The 17,905-nt window shown below is 65.1% G+C and carries 15 protein-coding genes; 8 read left to right on the top strand and 7 right to left on the bottom strand.

The genetic code is table 11. The features are described 5' to 3' along the window. Nucleotides 1-7: 7 nt before the first annotated feature. Together BMX67_RS09290 and recO are read left to right on the top strand one after the other, a co-directional pair. Complete coding sequence (locus BMX67_RS09290; protein WP_090734429.1) at nt 8-442, top strand: VOC family protein; 435 nt, start codon at nt 8-10, stop codon at nt 440-442. Between the two features lie 5 nt (nt 443-447). Continuing rightward, nucleotides 448-1,170 carry a DNA repair protein RecO gene (gene recO, locus BMX67_RS09285; protein WP_090734288.1) on the top strand — a complete coding sequence of 241 codons (723 nt, stop codon included), beginning with the start codon at nt 448-450 and terminating at the stop codon, nt 1,168-1,170. Here the strand turns inward: recO and BMX67_RS09280 are convergent, their stop codons facing one another. Next, nucleotides 1,171-1,635, bottom strand: coding sequence for an META domain-containing protein (locus BMX67_RS09280; protein WP_090734286.1), 465 nt, complete (start codon nt 1,633-1,635; stop codon nt 1,171-1,173). Nucleotides 1,636-1,718: 83 nt separating this feature from the next. Continuing rightward, nucleotides 1,719-3,326, bottom strand: a complete 1,608-nt coding sequence (locus BMX67_RS09275; protein ID WP_090734285.1) for an acyl-CoA dehydrogenase family protein — start codon at nt 3,324-3,326, stop codon at nt 1,719-1,721. A gap of 169 nt (nt 3,327-3,495) precedes the next feature. Between BMX67_RS09275 and BMX67_RS09270 the strand changes: the two genes are divergently transcribed. From BMX67_RS09270 to rnr, 4 genes are read left to right on the top strand one after another with little or no spacing between them, the layout of a single operon-like run. Then, nucleotides 3,496-4,260, top strand: a complete 765-nt coding sequence (locus BMX67_RS09270) for a sulfite exporter TauE/SafE family protein (RefSeq protein WP_090734283.1) — start codon at nt 3,496-3,498, stop codon at nt 4,258-4,260. A 1-nt stretch (nt 4,261) separates the two neighbouring features. Next, nucleotides 4,262-5,398, top strand: coding sequence for a succinyl-diaminopimelate desuccinylase (dapE, locus tag BMX67_RS09265; protein WP_090734281.1), 1,137 nt, complete (start codon nt 4,262-4,264; stop codon nt 5,396-5,398). Beyond that, nucleotides 5,395-5,811 (top strand): GNAT family N-acetyltransferase, encoded by a 417-nt coding sequence (locus BMX67_RS09260; RefSeq protein ID WP_090734279.1) that lies wholly within the window; start codon nt 5,395-5,397, stop codon nt 5,809-5,811. Before dapE ends, BMX67_RS09260 begins: the two co-directional genes overlap by 4 nt. A 46-nt stretch (nt 5,812-5,857) precedes the next feature. Then, complete coding sequence (gene rnr / locus BMX67_RS09255) at nt 5,858-8,101, top strand: ribonuclease R (RefSeq protein WP_090734278.1); 2,244 nt, start codon at nt 5,858-5,860, stop codon at nt 8,099-8,101. A 76-nt stretch (nt 8,102-8,177) separates the two neighbouring features. Here the strand turns inward: rnr and BMX67_RS09250 are convergent, their stop codons facing one another. The 3 genes from BMX67_RS09250 to BMX67_RS09240 form a co-directional block, all read right to left on the bottom strand. Continuing rightward, nucleotides 8,178-9,488: a short-chain fatty acid transporter gene (locus tag BMX67_RS09250; protein ID WP_090734276.1), complete on the bottom strand. Its 1,311-nt coding sequence runs from the start codon at nt 9,486-9,488 to the stop codon at nt 8,178-8,180. Between the two features lie 106 nt (nt 9,489-9,594). Beyond that, on the bottom strand, nt 9,595-11,202 hold the full coding sequence (locus BMX67_RS09245; RefSeq protein ID WP_281249167.1) for an HlyD family type I secretion periplasmic adaptor subunit: 1,608 nt from the start codon (nt 11,200-11,202) through the stop codon (nt 9,595-9,597). Then, complete coding sequence (locus BMX67_RS09240) at nt 11,199-12,950, bottom strand: type I secretion system permease/ATPase (RefSeq protein ID WP_090734275.1); 1,752 nt, start codon at nt 12,948-12,950, stop codon at nt 11,199-11,201. Before BMX67_RS09240 ends, BMX67_RS09245 begins: the two co-directional genes overlap by 4 nt. Nucleotides 12,951-13,112: 162 nt before the next feature. Between BMX67_RS09240 and BMX67_RS09235 the strand changes: the two genes are divergently transcribed. Further along, nucleotides 13,113-13,907: an MlaA family lipoprotein gene (locus tag BMX67_RS09235; RefSeq protein WP_245739359.1), complete on the top strand. Its 795-nt coding sequence runs from the start codon at nt 13,113-13,115 to the stop codon at nt 13,905-13,907. After that, nucleotides 13,897-14,499, top strand: coding sequence for an MlaC/ttg2D family ABC transporter substrate-binding protein (locus BMX67_RS09230; protein ID WP_090734273.1), 603 nt, complete (start codon nt 13,897-13,899; stop codon nt 14,497-14,499). The genes BMX67_RS09235 and BMX67_RS09230 overlap by 11 nt, the downstream gene beginning before the upstream one ends. 5 nt (nt 14,500-14,504) lie before the next feature. Here BMX67_RS09230 and BMX67_RS09225 read toward each other — a convergent pair whose 3' ends face one another. Both BMX67_RS09225 and BMX67_RS09220 read right to left on the bottom strand, forming a co-directional pair. Continuing rightward, nucleotides 14,505-15,401: a DMT family transporter gene (locus tag BMX67_RS09225; RefSeq protein WP_090734424.1), complete on the bottom strand. Its 897-nt coding sequence runs from the start codon at nt 15,399-15,401 to the stop codon at nt 14,505-14,507. Nucleotides 15,402-15,536: 135 nt separating this feature from the next. Next, complete coding sequence (locus tag BMX67_RS09220) at nt 15,537-17,843, bottom strand: transglycosylase domain-containing protein (protein WP_090734271.1); 2,307 nt, start codon at nt 17,841-17,843, stop codon at nt 15,537-15,539. Nucleotides 17,844-17,905: the final 62 nt, after the last annotated feature.

The raw sequence follows: 17,905 nt of genomic DNA, 5'->3' as shown, positions 1-17,905 counted from the left end.
CATGGCGTTGCCAAGACAACGGGTGACCCTGATCACGCTTGGCGTGGGTGATCTGACACGGGCCGAGGCATTTTATCGCGCATGGGGCTGGACCCCGCATCCTGCCTCACAGGATGGGGTGCGCTTTTATCAGATGCAGGGCGCGGTTCTGGGCCTGTTCGGTCTGTCGGATCTGGCCGAAGATCAGGGCCGCCCGGATGCGGTATTGGGAACCGGGGCGATGACGCTGGCCCAGAACATGAGCAGCCCCGCCGAGGTCGATCGCGTTTTCGATGACGGGCTTCGCGCCGGGGCGGTGGCCTTGAAACAGCCGCAAGCTGTGTTCTGGGGCGGCTATTCCGGTTATCTGGCGGACCCCGATGGCCATGTCTGGGAACTTGCGCATAACCCGTACTGGCCTTTGGCCGATGACGGCAGCCTGACCCTGCCCGCATCCGACTGACGCCGATGGAGTGGCAGGACGAAGGCACCGTGATCGCGCGGCGCAGCCATGGCGAAAACGCGGTCATCATCGAGGTTCTGACCCCGCGCCAAGGGCGCCATGCGGGTCTGGTGCCCGGTGGCGCCTCGCGCAAGCGGGCGGCGATGTTGCAACCGGGAACGCGGCTGGACCTGCGCTGGCGTGCCCGACGCGATGATCAGCTGGGCACGTTCAGCGTCGAACCCATTCGGTTGCGTGCAGGTCTGTTGGCCGATCCGCTGGGGCTGGCGGGGCTGAACGCGATCTGCGCCCTTCTGGTCTTTGCCTTGCCCGAACGGGATCCGCATCCGCGCCTGGTGCAGCGATCCGAGGATCTTCTGGACCTGATCGAGCAGGGCGAGGATTGGGGCGCTGCCTATCTGGCGTGGGAAGCGGCGCTTCTGGATGAAATGGGCTTCGGACTGGATCTTGCCAGCTGCGCCGTGACGGGGGCGCGTGACGGTCTGGCCTATGTCAGTCCGCGCACGGGCCGCGCCGTCAGCCGGGCGGGGGCGGGGGAATGGGCGGACCGTCTGCTGCCCTTGCCCGCGATCATGGGGGGGGCGGGCGACAACCGGGGGAATGGGCTGGCCGAAGGGCTGGCCATTACCGGGCATTTCCTGGAAACGAGATTGGCGGCCGAACTGGTCGGCCGCCCCGTGCCCGTCGCGCGCGACAGGCTGTTGCAGCGATTGCTGCGCGACAGGTGATTACTGCGTGCCCCGCGCGGCTTCCAGGGCACTGACCTGCGCCTCATCCGCGCGATGGCCATGTTCGAAGATCAGCCAGGTGCGCGGCGATTTCACCTTCAGCACGCCGCCAAAGAACTCCATCTCGGTTGCGGATTGTAGCGTCGCCAGAAAGCGGTTCTCCAACGGGGCGTCCTTGCAATGCATCTTGGTCGAGACGATCGGCGACAGTTGCAGCGCGGGCAGGGCGACGTTGTTTTCGGCGCTATAGCTGTTGCAGGGGCCGCGACCGGTCAGCTGGTTTTCCCCGACCACCAGCGTGACGTTGCGCAGGGGCACCGTGCCGCCATCCATCCCCACCAGAACATATTCGCCCTGCGGAATGCCGCCCGATCCGGTGCCGGTCGTCGCGGTCGGGCCGCAGGAAGCAAGGCCAAGGGTCGCGACGGCGGCAGTGGCAAGACCAAGGCGGGACAGACGGGGCATAAGCGCATCTCCTGTGAAGGCTGAATTCACGGGGCAGTGAACATGTTTTTGCGGCGATAGTCTATCCCGCCCGCGGTTCTGGCCTAGCCCAGCAGGCGTCGCGCGATCACCTGTGCCTGAATTTCAGCCGCCCCTTCAAAGATGTTCAGGATACGCGCATCGCACAGCACGCGGCTGATCTGATATTCCAGCGCAAAGCCGTTGCCGCCGTGGATCTGCAAGGCGTTGTCCGCACAGGCCCAGGCCACGCGCGCACCCAGCAGCTTGGCCATCCCGGCCTCTAGGTCGCAGCGATGGCCGTGATCCTTTTCCCAGGCGCTGAAATAGGTCAGCTGCCGCGCGATGGTGATTTCCACCGCCATCATCGCCAGCTTGTCGGCCACGCGCGGGAACTCGATCAGCGATTTGCCGAACTGCTTGCGGTCCAGCGCATATTGCAGGCCGAGTTCCAGCGCGTTCTGCGCGACGCCGATGGCGCGGGCGGCGGTCTGGATGCGGGCCGATTCAAAGGTCTGCATCAACTGCTTGAAGCCCTGACCGGTGACGCCGCCCAGAAGGTTCTCGCCCTTGACCTCGAATCCGTCGAAACCAAGCTCGTATTCCTTCATGCCGCGATAGCCCAGCACCTCGATCTCGCCGCCGGTCATGCCGGGGGTGGGGAAGGGATCTTCGTCGCTGCCCGGTGTCTTTTCGGCGATGAACATCGACAGGCCGCGGTAATCCGTTGTTTCGGGATCGGTGCGGGCCAGCAGCGTCATGATGTGGGTGCGGGCGGCATGGGTGATCCAGGTCTTGTTGCCGGTCACCTTCCAGTTATCGCCATCCTTGACCGCGCGGGTGCGCAGGCTGCCCAGATCGCTGCCGGTATTGGGTTCGGTAAAGACGGCGGTGGGCAGGATTTCCCCGCTGGCCAGTTTCGGCAGCCAATGTTCCTTCTGCGCATCGGTGCCGCCGCCGATGATCAGCTCGGCCGCGATTTCGCTGCGGGTGCCAAGGCTGCCGACGCCGATATAGCCGCGCGACAATTCTTCGCTGACGACGACCATCGCGGCCTTGGACATGCCCAGTCCGCCCAGTTCCTCGGGGATGGTCAGGCCAAAGACGCCCAGTTCGGCCAGCTCCTCGATGATCTCCATCGGGATCAGTTCGTCCTTCAGGTGCCATTCATGGGCATGGGGCACGACCTTGTTATCGGCCCAACGGCGGAATTGGTCACGGATCATTTCCAGATCCTCGTCCAGCCCCGACGCGCCAAAGGTCGCGCTACCGCGATTGTCGGCGATCAGCCGGGCAAGTTCCGCGCGCGCGGCAGGGGTATTGCCGGACATCATCGCCTGCGCGGCCTCGGACGGGGTCCAGCTGACGCCAAGATCCGACAGGCGGGCGAATTCATTCTGACTCATCAGGATGCCGCCGGCGATCTGGGTCAGGTATTCCCCGAAGGCGATCCGGGTGATCAGATCCTCGATCGGGCCCGAGACCCGCCCCGCCCAGGCCGAGATCTGTTTCAGCGATTCGACATAGGTCGCCAGCCAGGACAGCGCATGGGCGGCGTGCTGATGCTGTTCCAGAAGTGCGGGGTCGATCTTGCCGTCCGGGGCCAGCGTGGCGCGCAGGTTTTCGGTGGCGCGGGTCTGCAGGGCTTCGATTTCGGTCAGCACGGCTTCGGTTTGCTGCGGCATGTCTTTCATCGATCCATCCTTTTTCGGCGTTGCAGCATAGCTAATCCTTTTGCACCCGCAGCGCAACTATAATGCGCAACTGCCATAATTCGAGTTCTAAAATGTCGCCGTGATTTTGGCTGCACAGTCTGCAACGCGCTCTATTTCCTTTTCCCTGGCAGCGCCTTAGCTTGCCGCCATGTTTGGTCTGGAAATCTGGCAATTCTGGTTGGCCGTCGGCATTACGGCATTCGCGGGCTTCGTCAAAGGGGCGATCGGCTTTGCGATGCCGATGATCATGCTGTCGGCCTTTGGTTCGCTGTTGCCGGCGACAACGGCCTTGGCCGCGCTGATCCTGCCGACCCTGCTGACCAATATCCAGCAGGCGTTCCGGCAGGGTCCGGACGCGGCAAGAAACTCGATCAGATCGTTTCGCTGGCATATCGGCACGGTGCTGGTGTTCATCTGCGTATCCGCCGGCTTTGCGCAGGCGATCCCGCAGGGGATCATGTATGCGCTGCTGGGCGTGCCCATCGTTCTGTTCGCATCCTGGCAATTGGCGGGGCGTTCGCTTGCGCTGCCCCTGCATCATCGCCGCCGGGCCGAGGTGGGGATGGGCGTCATCGGCGGGCTTTACGGCGGCATTTCCGGCATCTGGGGGCCACCGCTGATCATCCTGCTGCTGTCCCTGGGCGTGGACAAGCGCGAACAGATCCGTGTGCAGGGCGTCGTCTTTCTGCTGGGCGCGGTGGTCCTGTTGATCGCGCATCTGGCCTCGGGGGTGCTGAATGCACAGACGCTGCCCCTGTCGGCGGTGCTGTGCATCCCCGCCTTTGCCGGGATGCTGGCGGGCTTTGTCTTGCAGGACCGGCTGGATGTGGTGCAGTTTCGCCGCTGGACGCTGATACTTCTGGTGCTGACGGGGGCGAACCTCGTCCGCCGCGCCTTTGATTTCTGGATGTGACATGACCGACGCTGCCGACCTGACCGCCCGCCTGATCCGTTGCCCCTCGGTGACGCCGGAAGAGGGCGGCGCGCTGATCCTGTTGGGCGACATGCTGCGCGAGGCCGGATTCGAGGTGCATCGTGTGGATCGCAACGGCACGGCGAACCTGTTCGCCCGCTGGGGCGCCAAGGGCGCGCGCAGCTTTGGTTTTAACGGACATACCGACGTGGTGCCGCCGGGCGACCTGGGGTCGTGGACCCATCCCCCGTTTTCGGGCCATGTGCAGGATGGCACGATCTGGGGCCGCGGCGCGACCGACATGAAATCGGGCGTGGCCAGCTTCGTCGCCGCCGCCATCGATTTTGTCACCGAAACCCCGCCGGATGGCGCGGTGATCCTGACCATCACCGGCGACGAGGAAGGCCCGGCCAGGGATGGCACCACCGCGATCCTTGACTGGATGGCCCAACAGGGCGAGCGGATGGATGTCTGCATCGTGGGCGAACCGTCGAATCCCGACATCATGGGCGAGATGATGAAGATCGGGCGGCGCGGGTCGGCCACCTTTACCATCCGCGCCAAGGGCCTGCAGGGCCATGCCGCCTATCCGCACAAGGCCCGCAATCCGCTGCACGCGCTGACCGGTTTTCTGAACGGGCTGATTGCGGAACCGCTGGATCAGGGCACCGAGCATTTCGACCCGTCCGGCCTGCAGATCACCACGGTCGATTGCGGCAATCCGGCGTCGAACGTGATCCCCGAAGCCGCAAGCGCCGTGGTGAACATCCGGTTCAACGATCTGCACAGCGGCGCCTCGCTGACGCGCATGATGACCGAACGCGCCGCGGCGGTCAGCGCCGAAACCGGTGTCGAGCTTGTGGTCGAGGCCAATATCTCGGGCGAGGCGTTTCTGACCCAGCCCGGCCCCTTCGTCGATCTGGTCCGCGGGATCGTGACGCAGGAAACCGGGCGTCAGCCGGTGCTTTCCACCTCGGGTGGGACATCGGATGCGCGGTTCGTGAAGGATCACTGCCCCGTGGTCGAATTCGGCCTTGTGGGGCGGTTCATGCATCAGGTCGACGAACGCGTTCCCGAAGCCGAAATCCATCAGCTGAAGACCATCTATCAGCGCATTCTGGAAAGCTATTTCGCATGAGGATCGCGCTGACCACCGATCTGGAAACCTGCCGCAACCTGCGCCGCGTCGTGTTCATCCAGGAACAGAATGTCCCCGAGGCCGAGGAATGGGACGGTCTGGACGGCCAGGCCACGCATCTTCTGGCGTGGCAGGGTGACCGGGCCATCGGCACCGCCCGGATCCTGATCCGCGATCACGTTGGCAAGATCGGTCGCGTCTGCGTTCTGGCCGAGGCACGCGGCACCGGCGCGGGTGCGGCGCTGATCCGCGCGGCCATGGCCGAACTGTCGACCCGCAAGGGTGTGACCCAGGCCAAGCTGGGTGCCCAGACCCATGCAATCGGCTTTTACGAAAAGCTGGGCTTTGTCGCGCAGGGGCCGATCTATGACGATGCTGGTATTCCGCATCGTGATATGGTGTGCGATCTTTGACGATCCGCCTGCTGCGCTTGCGCGGCCAAGCTGTTAGGTAAAGCCGATGACACAGATTCCCAGCAAGCAGCAGATTCTGGATTGGGTGGCGGAACATCCCGACGCCAATTCCAAACGCGATATCGCCAAGGCCTTCAACATCAAGGGTGCGCAGCGCATCGAACTGAAACGCCTGCTGAAGGAACTTGAATCCGAAGGCCGGCTGGAACGTCGCCGCCGCCACTATCTGGACGCCGAACAGCTGCCTCCGGTGACGGTGGTCGAACTGCTGGCCCCTGACGGGTCGGGCGATCTGTTCGCCAAGCCGCTGGAATGGCGTGGCGAGGGGCCGGTGCCGCGCATTCACTATGCCCCGCGCGATGCGGATCCCGCGCTGGGACGGGGCGAACGGTTTCTGGCGCGTCTGACGCAGGTGCAGGGCGAGGATTACGACTATCAGGCGCGTCTGATCCGTCGCATCACCGCCTCGCCCAACAAGATCGTCGGGATCTTCCGCTCCGAGGCCGAGGGCGGGCGCATCGTGCCCATCGACAAGGGGCAGGATCGCGAATGGCGCGTGCGGCCAGGCGATACACAGGGCGCACAGTCGGGCGAACTTGTGCAGGCGGAACAGACCGGACCCAAAGGGCGCATGGGCCTGCCGGTGGCGCGGGTGACCGACCGTCTGGGCGATCCGTCCGCGCCCAGGGCGGTCAGCCTGATCGCGATCCATCAGCACGGTATCCCCGATCAGTTTCCGCAATCCGTGCTGGACGAGGCCGAAGCCCAGAAACCCGCCACCCTGAAGGGGCGCGAGGATCTGCGCGATCTGCCATTGGTCACGATCGATCCGGCGGATGCACGCGATCATGACGATGCTGTCGCCGCGATGATCGAGGAGGACGGCGGCGCGACCATCTGGGTCGCGATCGCGGATGTCGCGTATTATGTCCGCCCTGGCAGCGCGCTGGACCGCGAGGCCTGGACGCGCGGCAATTCCAGCTATTTCCCGGACCGCGTGGTCCCCATGCTGCCCGAGGCGCTGTCGGCGGACCTGTGTTCGCTGCATGAAGGCGTCGACCGCCCGGTGATCGCGGTTCGGATGCGGCTGGACGCGCAGGGCAACAAGACCGGCCACAGTTTTCATCGCGCGATGATGAACAGTCGCGCCAGCCTTGCCTATGAACAGGCGCAGGCCGGGGCGAATGGCGATCCCGATGACCAGACAGCGCCGCTGATGAAGGATGTGATCCGCCCGCTGTGGCACGCCTACGGCCTGCTGCAATCGGCGCGCGACCGGCGTCAGCCGCTGGATCTGGACCTGCCCGAACGGCGGATCGAGCTGACCCCGGAAGGCCGCGTGAAATCGGTCAATTTCCGCGAACGCTTTGACGCGCACCGCCTGATCGAGGAATTCATGGTTCTGGCCAATGTCGCCGCCGCCGAGGAACTCAGCCGCCGTCAGCGGCCCTTGCTGTTCCGTGTCCACGAAGAACCCAGCCTCGACAAGATCGACGCCCTGCGCGAGGTCGCGCAGGCCTCGGGCTTCAACCTGGCCAAGGGGCAGGTCCTTCATACCAGCCACCTGAACCGCCTTCTCGCCCAGTCCGAAGGCACCGATTTCGACGAACTGATCAATATCTCGACCCTGCGGTCGATGACCCAAGCCTATTACCACCCCGAGAATTTCGGCCATTTCGGGCTGGCGCTGAAAAGTTATGCGCATTTCACCTCGCCCATCCGCCGCTATTCGGATCTGGTCGTGCATCGCGCGCTGATCACCGGGCATGGCTGGGGCAAGGACGGCCTGTCGGATCAGGACATCGAGCGGCTGTCCGAAACCGCCACCCATATCAGCGACACCGAACGGCGCAGCATGGCCGCCGAACGCGACACCACGGATCGCTACCTCGCCGCCTATCTGGCCGATCGCGTCGGCACCGAAATGACCGGACGCATCAGCGGGATCCAGCGCTTTGGCGCTTTTGTCAAACTGGATGAAACGGGCGCCGACGGGCTGCTGCCGATCCGTGACATCGGGCGCGAATATTTCCATTTCGACCCCGAGGCGCAGATGCTGATCGGCACCGAAACCGGCCTTGAAATCGGCATTGGCCAACGCGTCACCGTCCGCCTCACCGAGGCGATCCCCGTCACCGGCGGCCTGACGCTGGAACTGCTGGAACTGGACGGCAACGCGTTGCCGCGCGGCGGGCAGAAGGGCAAACGCGGTCGCGCCCCCCGGCGCATGTCCACGAAATCACGACTGTCCGAGATCAAGCGCGCCGCCAAGCGTCGCCGCAAGAAATAGGGGCGGTTTTCACCGCCCCATCTTCTGTGCCGAAATATCCTCGGGGGGTGCGGGGGGCGAAGCGCCCCCGCCTTTGCTAAAGCAGATATAGCATCCCGCCGATCAAGACGCCCGTGAACAGCAGCTGCACCACGCAGAACCCCATGATGTCGCGCGGCTTCAGACCGGCGATGCCCAGCATCGGCAGGGCCCAGAACGGCTGTAGCAGGTTGGTCCAGGCATCGCCCCAGGCCACGCCCATCACGACACGCGGGATATCCGCACCGATCGCTTCGGCCGCGGGCAGCATGACCGGGGCCTGAACCGCCCATTGACCACCGCCCGAGGGCACAAAGATATTGACGATCCCGGCGCTGATAAAGCTCCAGAACGGCAGCGTGTCGGCGGTCGAGATCGACACGAACCATTCCGACATGCTTGCTGCAAGGCCGCTGCCGGTCATGATCGCCATGATCCCGGCATAGAAGGGAAACTGGATCACGATACCCGCGCCACCACGGACCGCCTCATCCAGTGCGCCCAGCAGGCTGCGGGCGGTGCCGTGACACAGGATGCCCAGGAACAGGAACAGGAAATTCACCACATTCAGGTTGATCCCGCCGCCCTGGGCGAAATACAGGCCCAGCCAGACCAGGCCGGGCAGGCCGATGGCCCACATCAGGATCGGACTGTTTTCCAGCCGTTGCGCCGGGGTCGGATTGTAGATCGGCTGCGGCTGCGTGTCGTTGCCCAGCTTGTCGGGATCGACGATCACCTGCTCATGTTCCAATGGCAGCATCAGGCGGTTGACCAGCGGCACCACGATCAGCACCGCGGCGACGATCATCAGGTTCCAGGTCGAAAAGATCGTCTGGCCGGTATCGATCACCCCGATCTGGTCGGCGGTGAAATGCCCCTCGGTGGCGATGGTCAGCGGAATCGATCCCGAAAGCCCGCCATGCCAGATCACGAAGCCCGAATAGGCGGTGGCGATCAGCAGGCGGTAATCGACGCGAATCTGGCGCGCGACCTCCTTGGCAAAGATCGCGCCGACCACCAGCCCGAACCCCCAGTTGATCCAGCTCGCGGCCAGCGACACCACGCTGACCAGAAGGATCGCGCCCCCGCGCGAGGTCGCAAGTCCCGCGATCCGGGCCAGCGCCCGCCGCACCGGGGGCGAGCTTGCCAGGATGAACCCGGTGACAAGGACCAGCAGCATCTGCATCGCGAATTGCAGCAGCGACCAGAAGCCGTCGCCCCACAGTTGCACCAGCTGAACCGGCGAGGTGCCCTGCGTCGCCATCGCGGCAATGGCCGCCACCAGCGTCAGGACGATGACAAAGATGAACGCGTCGGGCAGCCACCGCTCCATCAGGCGGGTGGCGGGCCGGGAAAGGGCTCGCAGCATGAAATCCTCCTCATTGCCTTGCGGCAGGAAGGTGAAGCGGAAGGTTCAGAATGGCAAGGCTGTCCGGTCCCTGACCTTGCAATTTCTGCAAGGTCAGGGGCTGTTCTCAGTTCTCGCGGAAGGCGCGATTGAAGTAATCGGCCATGGGTTTCAGCAGATAGGTCATCGGGCTGCGTTCGCCGGTCTGGATATAAACCTCGACCGGCATCCCCGGAACCAGCGCCAGATCGCCCAGCTTTTCAAGCTGTTCGGCGGGGATCACGACCTCGGACCGGTAATAGGTCGCGCCGGTCTGTTCATCGGTCAGCGCATCGGCCGACACGCGAGAGATCTGGCCGTCGATCTCCGGTGTCGTCCGCGAGGAAAAGGCCGAAAAGCGTAGCACGACGGGCTGGCCGATCTGAACCTCATCGACATTGATCGTGGCGATCCGTGCGCCGATGACCAGCGGCCGGTCCTGCGGGATGATATACAGCAACGGGTCGGCCGGACGAATGACCGAACGTGGCGTCGTCACCTGCAGATCATAGACCACGCCACCGACAGGGGCGCGAATGTCCAGGCGGTTGATCTGTTCAGTCAGGCTGCGCCGACGCTCGGCCAGTTCCAGTTCGCGATAGCCCAGATCGCGCAGCTGGGTTTCGGCCTCTTCGCGACGCTCGGCGGTCAGGCGCAGCCGTTCCACGTCGATTTCGGTCTGACGGGTTTCGGACGCCGCGCGACTGGCCTGCAATTCGCCGATCTGTCCATCGATGCTGGCGGCTTCGCGTTGCAGGGCCAGAACCCGCGGCGCCTGCGCAAGCCCGCGTGCCAGCAGCGATTGCTGATCTTCCAGTTCTTCCTGGATCAGCCCGCGCTGCGCCTCTAATGCGCGCAGCTGTGCGTCGATGCCGACGATCTGGGCGCTGACCTGTTCGGATTGCTTCTGCAATTGTTCAAGCGACTGGGTCAGCGTGTCGCGACGTGCCACGAACAGGCTGCGCTGCCCCTCGATCAGGCCGGTCAGCTTGTCGTCGCCCTGCGCGGCCTCCAGCAGTTCCTGTGGAAAGCTGGCCTCGGATGTGTCGCCACGCTCGGCCTCCAATCGGCCGCGGCGGGCGAGGATCTCGAAATACTGGCCTTCGACGATGGCCAGTTCGGTGCGCAGCAGGGTGCCGTCCAACCGGACCAGAACATCGCCGCCATCGACCTGCTGGCCTTCGCGGACCAGGATTTCCTCGACCACGCCGCCATCGGGATGCTGGACGACCTGACGCTGTTGTTCGACTTCGACCTGACCGGTGGCGACGACGGCCCCGGCGATGCGGCTTTGGACGGCCCAGACGCCGAAACCGCCGAACAGGGCCACCATCGCCAGAATGCCGACAATTATGGGCTTGCGGACCGACCAGCGCTTCGGATCGGGGGGCGCGGGCGGTTTCGGCGGCGGAGGTGGCGACGCCGGCGGAATCGCGGGGGGCTGTGCGGCGCGGCGATCCTGCGCGACCGAAGTGGCGGCAGGCTTGGCAGGCACACTCGCAGGTTTTTGCGGGCCGGGTGCCGGCCGGGCGGGGCCCTGCGCGGCACTGGGCCACGGCATGCTTTCGCCCGGTCCCGGCGCGGGGTTCGGCGTGCCACGCGTGGCGGGGCGTTGATGGGCCTGGGCTTTCTTGTCGTCGGTGCCCTGCGCTGTCTGATCTGACGGCGTGTCGGGGCGGCTGTCGTCCTGGCTCATGTCACGCCTCCGCTGCGGCCGGTCTCTTGCGCCTTCTTGATCTGCGCCGAGTTCTGGACCATTTCCTTCAACACTTCATCGCGCGGACCAAAGGCCCGGCGCACGCCCTGTTCCATGACCAACAGCATCTCGCATTCGTTGATCGCGGCGGGGCGGTGGGCCATGATGATGACCGCGCCGCCCTGCGCCTTGATCCGCCGGATCGCCTGGTTCAGCGCCTCGGAGCCCTGATTGTCCAGGTTCGAATTCGGTTCGTCCAGAACCAGCAGGACCGGATCGGGATACAGGGCGCGGGCAAGGCCGATGCGCTGGATCTGCCCGCCTGACAGGCGACCCTGTGTCTGGCTGATGCGGGTGTCATAGCCTTGTGGCAGATCAAGGATCATCTGATGGGCCGCGGCGGCCTGTGCGGCCCTGACCACACGCTCGGGGTCGGGTTCGGGCGACAGGCGGGCGATGTTTTCGGCGATGGTGCCGTCGAACAGCGTGACCTGTTGCGGCAGGTAGCCGATCAGATTGCCCAGAATGTCCGGCCCGTACTGATCCAGCGTCGCGCCACCCAGCCGGACCGAGCCTGCGGCGACCGGCCATGCACCGATCAGCGCGCGCGCCAGCGTGGATTTGCCCGCGCCCGAAGGGCCGATCACGCCCATCGCCTGTCCCGGCGACAGCGCAAAGCTGACCCCGCGCACGATGGGCTGGGTCTGGCCGGGGGGCACCACGCTAAGCTGTCGGACATCGATATCGGCCTTGGGGCGGGGCAGGGCGATCGGGTCGCTTTCGGGTGGTTGCCGCGTCAGCAGGACCGACAGCCGGTGCCAGCCGTCCTGCGCCGCCTGAACCGCCGCCCAGCCGCCGACAAGCTGTTCGACCGGCGCAAGCGCGCGGCCCATCATGATCGAACTTGCGATCATCGCGCCCGGCGTCACCTCTTGGCGCAGGACCAGAAACGCGCCGGCGGCCAGCATCGCGGATTGCAGGAAAAGGCGGAAGCTGCGCGAGAACACGGTAAAGCCCGACGACACGTCGGCACCCTTGACGGTCTGTTCCTGCGCCTCGTTCCGGGCCCGTCGCCAGCGTGCATAGGTCGCCCCGCGCATCCCCAGCGCGCTGATCACCTCGCCCTCGTCGCGATACAGATCCGCCATGCGCTGTGCCTGCGCCGAGGCCGAGGCCGCGCTTTGCAGGGGCGTCTTGGTCAGGATCCGGTTCACGATGGTCGAGCATACAAGGATCAACCCGCCGATCGTGGCGACGACGCCCAGCAGCGGGTGAAAGATATAGACAGCCGCCAGAAACAGGGGCGCCCAGGGCAGGTCGAACATCGCCAGCAGCACGGGCGAGCCCATGAACCGCTGAACCGCGTCCAAATCGCGCAGCCCGCTGGCGGTTGCGGCGGATTCGTTGCCCGACACCGCGCCTTCGCGCAGCGCGGCGGTGAAAACCCGTCCTTCCATCTGTTCCTGAAACCGGGCGGCGATCCGCTGGGTGACGCGGTTGCGCACCAGATCGACCACGCCCATCAGCAGGAACAGGAACACGACCAGCGCAAACAGCGCGGTCAGCGTTTCGACCGACCGCGAGGCCAGCACGCGGTCATAAACCTGCAGCATGAACAGTGGCCCTGTCAGCATCAGAAGGTTCACCACCGCCGAAAACAGCGCCACCGCCAGGAACAGGGGCAGCCCGCTCATCCGGGCGCTGCGCAGTTCCTTTCGTCCGTCATGGGGAAGTCCGGCCCTGCTCATGTCCTGTCCAATCCTGTCATCACACTTGCCCTCGTTACCAAAACCCGCCGCCCCCATACCAGCCCGACTTGTCCCAGGCAGGCTTGACCGCTATTGCAGGGCCAAGCGTTGCCAAGCCGGGGCGACCGTCACCAATCTATCGGGAAAAGGTTAGAAATTCCTGTGAGTGTCAAGATTTTCTCGGGTCTGGGTGCAGGTTTTGGTCTGGTGCTGTTGGCGGCGGGATGTGCGTCGGACCCGCAGATCCGCGACGGCATCACCATGAACGACCCCTACGAGGCCGAGAACCGCCGCACGCATCAGTTCAACAAGGATGTGGACCGCAAGGTCATCTCGCCCGTGTCGAACCTGGTTGGCGGCGACGATGACGGCGCGCCGTCCGAAGGTCCGGGGGCGATGGATCTTGTCATCAATGCCGGGTCCAACCTGTCGCTGCCCAACAAGGTCGTGAACCATGTGCTGCAGGGCCGTCCGGTTGCCGCGGCCCAGAACACGGCGCGGTTTCTGGTCAACAGCACCATCGGTATCGCCGGGCTGTTCGACCCGGCGGGATCGCAGATGGGCCTGACCGAGGTCGATACCGATTTTGGCGCGACGCTGGCCCGTTGGGGCGTCCCCGAGGGGGCCTATCTGGAACTGCCGGTTCTGGGCCCGTCAACGCAGCGCGACGCTTCGGGCAAGGTGCTGGATCTGGTGGCAGATCCGCTGTCCTATGTGCTGACGCCTGCGGGCTGGGCCGGGGCCTATGCCTTGCGCGCCGGGGCCAAGGTCGGGGATCGCGCACGTTTTGGTGACACGGTTGACTCTGTGCTGCGTGACAGCGCTGATAGCTACGCCCAGTCGCGGCTGATCTATCTGATGCATCGCCGCCACGATGTCGGAGAGGAAGGGACGGATTTTGACCCATATGAGGACAGCGCCGCAGGTGACGGCATCATCGATCCCTATGCGGAATGACCGCCGCGCCACGCTGGCCTTGATGGCGGGGGCGGGGATGGCCGCGCTGATCGGCGCCCGCCCGGCCCGCGCGATGACGGCGGACGGGGCCTCGACCCTGATCCAGGCGGCGGTGACGGATGTCTATGCGGTCATCAATTCCGGCGTGTCGCCCGCCCAGATGTATAGCCAGTTCGAAGCGATCTTTGCCCGCTATGCCGATGTCGATATCATCGCGCGCTCGGTTCTGGGGCCGAAGGCACGCCAGATCAGCGGCGCCGAATTCGCCGCCTACAAACAGGCGTTCCAAGGTTTCATCGGCCGCAAATACGGCAAGCGGTTCCGCGAATTCGTCGGCGGCAAGATCGAGGTTCAGGGCGCGAAGCCGTTGAAAAGCTTTTATTCCGTCACGTCGGTCGCCTATCTGAACGGTCGTGCCCCGATGGAGGTCGAGTGGCATGTCTCGGACAAATCCGGCAAGCCCGCCTTCTTCAACCTGATTATCGAAGGCGTGAACATGCTGGCCACTGAACGGGCCGAAATCGCCGCCATGCTGGCCGCCCGCAAGGGTGACATCGCCGTGTTGACCGCCGATCTGCGCGGCGCGGGCTGACTCGGTCACCGTGCCGCGGATACCTGCTTTCCGCGCCACATGATGAACAGTCCCGAAATCACGATCAGCACCGATCCGACCAGCATCGGCGCGGTCAGTTCCTCGCCGAAGATCACGATGCCAAGTGCGATCCCGAACAGCAGGCGGGTATAGCGGAAGGGCGTCACCGCCGAGACCTGGCCCGTGCGCATGGCTTTCATCAGGCAGGCATAGGCGCCGACCCCCGCCAGCACGGCGCCCAGCAGCGCAACGGCTGCCGGGCCGCTGGGGCGGATGAAGGTCGCCCCTTCCCAGAACGCGAACAGCGCGCCCGCCACGATGACGGCAAGGAACCCGTAAAAGCCAAGGATCGCGGTGCTGATCCGCGCCGGGGCCGCGCGGCTGGCAAGATCGCGGCCCGCAAAGCCGATCATGCCGATGATCGCCAGGATCGACAGCATCGAAAATCCGTCGGTGCCGGGCTGCACGATCACGACCACGCCGACCAACCCGATCAGGATCGCGGCCCACCGGCGCCAGCCGACCTTCTCGCCAAAAACCAGCGCCGCCCCCGCGACCACCACCAGCGGCGTGGCCTGCAGGATCACGGTCGCGGCCGATAGTGGCGTCAAGGAAATCGCCAGAACGTAGAACAGGCGGCCACAGATTTCAAAGAGGACGCGGATCCGCATGGGACGCGACAACACCTCGGGGACGAAAAGCGGCTGTCCGTCCAGCCGCGCAACCGCCGCAAACACCAATGCGCCGCCCAGACCGAACAGGATCAGGATCTGAGCCACCGGCATGGTGTCGGCGGCGGCCTTGATAAGCGCATCCTCGACCGCAAAGGCGGCCATGGCGGCAATCATCCAAAGGCTGCCGAACAGATTGGCGCGGCTGTCGGTTGCGATGCTGGATGTCATTGATTTTCCAGTGCCCTGTTTCGCCGGCATCATGGCGATGGGGGACGGATTGGCAAGGGCCGGCGCGCGGCCTTTCACATGGAAAGGGCGGCCCATGACCGGGGCCGCCCTTGTCAGTTTGCGGGATCAGGGCGTTCAGTTGCCGCCCAGGATCCCATTCAACGCACGGCTGAGCGCATCGTCCGAATCGACCGAATTGCTGCTGCCCGGCGTTTGGGGGGCGCCGCCGCCGCCAATCTCGGTCGGGGCGGTGATGACCCGACCGCCATTGGCACGGGCCTGATTTTCATTTTCGACGGTGTTCATCACCCCGGCAAGTGCCGCGGCCAGCGGGTCGTCCGCCGATCCGGACGTGACCACTTTCGGGGTCGAGCTGCCGCTGGACATGATGATGCCGCTGCCATCGGGCGATACGGTGGACAACGCCAGTTCGGGCAGCCCTTCGTGGATCTCGGTCATGACGGCCTGCCAGATCTCGGCGGGCAGACCGCCGCCGGTGACACCCTTCAGCGGCGTGTTGTCGTCGTACCCCATCCAGACGCCCGCGACATATTGTTCGGTAAAGCCCACGAACCATGCGTCGCGATAGCTGCTGGTGGTGCCGGTCTTGCCCGCGGCGGGGCGAGAGCCCAGCTTGGCGCGGCCGCCGGTGCCCGAATTGATGACCTGCTGCATCATGTAGATCAGCTGACCGGCCGCGCGTTGGCTGACGACGCGTTCGCCCAGGCCGCCCAACTGACCCATCAGCGGCTCTTCATCGCCCCGGATCTTCAGCTCGACCAGACCATAGGGCGCGACCGAGGTACCGCCATTGCGGATGCCCGCATAGGCACCGGTCAGTTCCAGCAATGTCGCCTCGGACGCACCCAGTCCCAGCGAGGGGCTGGTCGTCAGGTTGCTGACAATCCCGAAATCATGGGCGACGCGGCGCACGGCGTCACGACCCACGGCCTCTTGCAGGCGGATCGTTGCGGTGTTCAGCGACCGTTTCAGCGCATCGGTCAGCGACACCGGGCCATAGAAGCGGCGGCTGTAGTTCTGGGGCGACCAGTTGCGGCTGCCCGGAATGCGAATGGTCAGCGGGCCGTCCTGTACGATATCGGACGGCGAATACCCCGCATCCAGCGCGGCGGCATAGACGAAGGGCTTGAAGCTGGATCCGGTCTGGCGCTTGGCCTGAATGGCGCGGTTGAAGGCGCCGTTCACGGTGGTGTCGCGCCCGCCGATCATGGCCCGGACGGCGCCGTCGGCGGACATGATCACCACGGCGACCTCGGCCTTGCTGCCCTCGCTGACCTTTTCGTCGAAGATCCGTTTGACCGCGCGTTCGGCGGCACGCTGGATCCCCTGATCGAAGGTCGTCTTGATGGTCACGTCCTCGGTCGTTTCGCTGGTCAGGAAGCCGGGGCCGGCTTCCATTACCCAATCGGCGAAATAGCCGCCGGCGCGATCCGAGGCCGCCTTGGACAGCACGGCGGGGTTCGCGCGGGCCTGGGCAACCTCGTCATCCGTCAGATAGCCTTGGTCGTGCATCAGGCCCAGAATCACGTCGGCGCGGCCCTGGCTGCGTTCCAGATTGGCGGTCGGCGCGAAATAGCTGGGCGCCTTCAGCAGACCTGCCAGCATCGCGGCCTCGGCGGGGCGCACCTCGGTTGCGGGCTTGTTGAAGTAACGCTGGCTGGCCGCCTCGAACCCGCGCGCCCCGGCACCCAGATAGGACCGGTTCATGTAGATGTTAAGGATGTCATCCTTGGAATACTTGGCCTCAAGCGCGAAGGCGAAGGGGACTTCCTTGACCTTCCGCCACAGGCTGGTTTCGCGGCAATCCGCCTCGAATTCGGCTTCGTTCTTCCAGCGGATCGGGTCGAAGGTCTCGCCCAGGCACAGCAGTTTGGCGACCTGCTGGGTGATGGTCGAACCGCCATTCCCTTCAAGCGGGCCGCGTCCTTCGGCAAGGTTGATCTTGATGGCGCTGGCGATGCCGCGCGGGCTGACGCCCATATGGCCATAGAAACGACGGTCCTCGGTTGCGATCACCGCCTCGCGCAGCACCGGCGAGATCTTGTCGCTGGTCACCGTGCCGAACGTCTCGCCGCGCCAGGCAAAGACCTTGCCCTCGCGGTCCAGCATGGTGACGCTGCCCCGGGCGCGGGCGTCGAACAGATCCTCGGGGTTGGGCAGGCTGGTGTAATAATAGCCGGTCGCCGCGCCGATGATCAGCAGCACGACCATTGCAAGCCGCCAGGTCGATCCCCAGATGACCCGCCAGATCAGGCTGACAGTCCCCGCGATCGCGCGAAAGACGACATTGCCCCGCTTGGGCGGGCGGTTGCCGCGGCGCGGATGCCGGGTGGTTTTCGCCGTGCTTTTGGGCGCGGTCGTGCGCTTGTCAGCGACGGGACTGCGGCCCGTGCGCTTTGGGGTGCCGGTGGGTTTTCTCATGCGGTTTGCTTTTGCCTGTCTGGTGCCCGAAGCCGGTTTCGTCGGCCAAATTGCGCCAGACT

The organism is Paracoccus homiensis (assembly GCF_900111675.1).
GTDB classification, from domain to species: Bacteria; Pseudomonadota; Alphaproteobacteria; order Rhodobacterales; family Rhodobacteraceae; genus Paracoccus; species Paracoccus homiensis.
Note: the sequence above shows the minus strand (reverse complement) of the source record. Positions and strands in the feature narration are given on the sequence as shown.